This is a genomic window from Dietzia sp. CQ4, from assembly GCF_014145125.1.
In the GTDB taxonomy this organism is placed as follows: Bacteria; Actinomycetota; Actinomycetes; order Mycobacteriales; family Mycobacteriaceae; genus Dietzia; species Dietzia natronolimnaea.
Map to the genome: position 1 here is coordinate 1 of NZ_JAALDZ010000300.1, position 2,935 is coordinate 2,935.

The 2,935-nt window shown below is 71.9% G+C and carries 5 protein-coding genes; 4 read left to right on the forward strand and 1 reads right to left on the reverse strand.

From position 1 onward, the window contains the following. Positions 1-562, reverse strand: a 562-nt coding sequence (locus G6031_RS15340; protein WP_182653723.1) for a PspC domain-containing protein, incomplete at its 3' end; no start/stop codon positions are given. A 90-nt stretch (positions 563-652) separates the two neighbouring features. Between G6031_RS15340 and G6031_RS15345 the strand changes: the two genes are divergently transcribed. The 4 genes from G6031_RS15345 to G6031_RS15360 form a co-directional block, all read left to right on the forward strand. Further along, positions 653-802 (forward strand): hypothetical protein, encoded by a 150-nt coding sequence (locus G6031_RS15345; protein ID WP_182653724.1) that lies wholly within the window; start codon positions 653-655, stop codon positions 800-802. Continuing rightward, on the forward strand, positions 787-1,386 hold the full coding sequence (locus G6031_RS15350; protein WP_206682171.1) for a mechanosensitive ion channel family protein: 600 nt from the start codon (positions 787-789) through the stop codon (positions 1,384-1,386). Before G6031_RS15345 ends, G6031_RS15350 begins: the two co-directional genes overlap by 16 nt. Before the next feature lie 10 nt (positions 1,387-1,396). Beyond that, on the forward strand, positions 1,397-2,656 hold the full coding sequence (locus G6031_RS15355) for an ATP-binding protein (RefSeq protein WP_241737377.1): 1,260 nt from the start codon (positions 1,397-1,399) through the stop codon (positions 2,654-2,656). Further along, a partial coding sequence (locus G6031_RS15360; protein ID WP_182653725.1) for a response regulator transcription factor occupies positions 2,653-2,935 on the forward strand: 283 nt, incomplete at its 3' end. The genes G6031_RS15355 and G6031_RS15360, both read left to right, overlap by 4 nt.

The window sequence follows — 2,935 nt, forward strand, 5'->3', positions numbered from 1 at the left end:
GGACCGGCGGGCCGTAGGGGGCACCGGGGCCGGAGCCCGGTTCCTGCGACGCCTCGGCGGTGCGGCCGGTGCCGGTCCGCGTCGACCGTGGTCGCACGGCCGACACCTCGGACCACCCGGTGGGTGGCACGGGGGTGCGGCGGTGCAGGCCGTACCACCCGGCGAGCATGGCGACGCCCATGAGGAACCCCGCCCCCACCACGAGGCTCTCCCCGGAACCGCCGAAGGTGGGTGCGCTGAGCAGGACGACGACGACGAGGACCGCGGCCGTGATCCTGGAACCGGATGCCCGGCCCTTCCCGATCAGCGCCTCCCCCTTGGAGACCTCGTCTCCGGCGGAGCGCAGGAGCAGCCACAACAGTGCGTACAGGAACACCCCGGCCCCGCCCCAGAGAGCGGCGATGACGAAGGCGATGCGGAAGAGGACGGGGTCCACCCCGTAGCGGCGGCCGAAGCCGCCACAGACTCCGGCGATCTTGGCGTCGTCCGGGGTCCGGACGGGTCGGGTCCGCCACAGGGAGCGGAGCTCTGATGGGACGTCGTGGGTGCTGGTGCTGGACATGACTCCATCGTGGTGGGCGGGTCGTGGTTCCACATCGGGGGCCGACCCTGATATTCGACCCTGAGAGCACCCGGCAGGGATGATGACGGCATGGTCGACACCGTCGTGGGATTCCTGAGCTCGGACGACCCCCTGCGGCTCTTCGGTGTGACGATGGTCGGCGTCAGCGGACGCACCTCCGGGGCAGGGTCTTCGCGGTCGGTGACCGGATCGCCGTCGGGGAGGTGCGTGGCGACGTGATGTCGCTGGGCTTCCTGCGGACGACGGTGATGGAGATGGGGGCCCCGTCGTCCATGACCGGATCGGAGACCGGGAACTGGGTACCGAGCCGCCAGTTCACCGGGCGGGTGGTGACCGTGTCCAACGGCGTGATCTTCGACGAGGCCGTCTTCAACTACTCCCGCGGTTTCCCGTTCCTCTGGGAGGAGATCTCGGTCAACCTCCCCTTCGACGTTGATCTGCGCGTCGTGGACGAGTTGTTCTCCGCGTGCGCCGATCGGCACACGCGCCAACTCAGCGACGAGGCGATGGCGAGTGTGCAGCGGATGAGCCGCGTCTACGCGGTCGACGTCCGCGAGTTCGGACCGCAGGTCTTCGTCTCCCTCCAGGAGGACTGGATCCTCGTGACCGTCCGCTTCGTCGTCGGCAGTCACGGGGCGCGGGCGGTCAGGGACGCGATCTCACGTGACCTGGTGGCCGGGCTGAAGGAACTCGGGATCACTCCGGCGAGCGTGGCCTACGACATCCGTGCGGTGGGCGGGCCCCCTCCCGGGACGGACGAACCGGGGGAGATCCCCGATACCTCTCGGGGTCGCGATCTGTGACCATGGCGGTATGAGTGAGAACGCGACCGATCAGGTATCGGCCCCCGCGCCGCGACCGCCGGTCGCTCCACGGCCGCCCGCAACCGTGCAGCCGGCCGGGTTCCGGTGGTACCCGCCGCTGACCAGGATCTCCGACGGGTCCGTCGTCGCCGGCGTGTGCGCGGGGCTCGCGGCCCATCTGGGGGTGCGGGTCACCCATGTGCGCCTGGCGATGGTGCTGCTCGCCACCCTGTCCGGCGCGGGTGTGCTGTTCTATTCCGCCCTGTGGGCTCTGACCCCGTCGGCGCGGGCGCCGGAGGGGGTCGCCTCCGCGGACACACGGGAGCGTCGCCGCGGCATGGCCCTCGCGGTCGTGGCCCTGGTGGGGTCGGTGCTGTCGTTCATGGTGACCACCGCGACGGGGCTGCACGTGATCGTGCCCGTCCTCATCGTGGCCCTGGGGGCCGGGCTGGTCTGGCAGCAGTACGACGGCGGGGGGCGCGTGGCTCCCCGGTCCGTCTTCGACTGGGCCAGGGTCACCACCGGTGCCACCCTCGTCGTCGTCGGACTCGCCGTCGTCGTGCTGGGGCAGGTCGAGTTCGCCGCCCTGCGGTCGTCCTTCCTGGCGGTGCTGGCGACCCTCGTCGGAGTGGTGCTGCTCAGCGTCCCCGTGGGGTTGCGGTTGTGGAGGTCCCTCGAGGAGGAGCGTGCGGCCCGCATCCGTGAGGCCGAGCGCAGCGACATCGCCTCCCACCTCCACGACTCCGTGCTCCAGACGCTCGCGTTGATCCAGAAGCGGTCCGACGACCCCGCCCAGGTCTCGCGGCTGGCCCGTCGGCAGGAGCGCGAACTGCGGCAGTGGCTCTTCGGGGCCGGGTCCCGCATGTCCTCGGGCGCGGCCACCGTCGCCGGGGCCGTCGAGGTGATCGTCGGGGACATCGAGGACGCCTACGGTCTGCGCGTGGACCAGGTGGTGGTGGGCGGGGACGGCCCGGCGGGCGACGCCGAGGAGGCGGTGCTGGGCGCCGTCCGCGAGGCCTTGGTCAACGTGGCCAAGCACGCCGGCGTCGACACCGCCGACGTGTTCGTGGAGAACGACGGTCAGGTGCTCAGCGCCTTCGTCCGGGACCGCGGCTGTGGCTTCGACCCCGACGACGTGGGCGATGATCGCCACGGGTTGTCCCAGTCCATCCGGCACCGTGTGGAGAGCCGGGGCGGCAGCGTGACGGTGCGCAGTACGCTCGGTCGCGGAACCGAGATCGGGATCGAGATGCCGCTGGAGGGCGAATGACGGACGAGCCGGTGGGTGGCGTCAGGGTGTGCCGGGTGTTCCTCGTCGACGACCACGCGGTGTTCCGCAGCGGTGTCCGGGCCGAACTCGCCGGCCAGACCGGCATCGAGGTGGTGGGCGAGGCGGGGTCGGTGGCCGAGGCCGTCGCCGGCATCGGTCGGGTCCGGCCCGACGTGGTGCTGCTCGACGTGCACATGCCCGACGGTGGCGGGGTGGCCGTCCTGCGCTCGGTGCTGGGGGCCGACCCGAGCGGCGCCCCCGCCACCTCCGGCGCCCCCG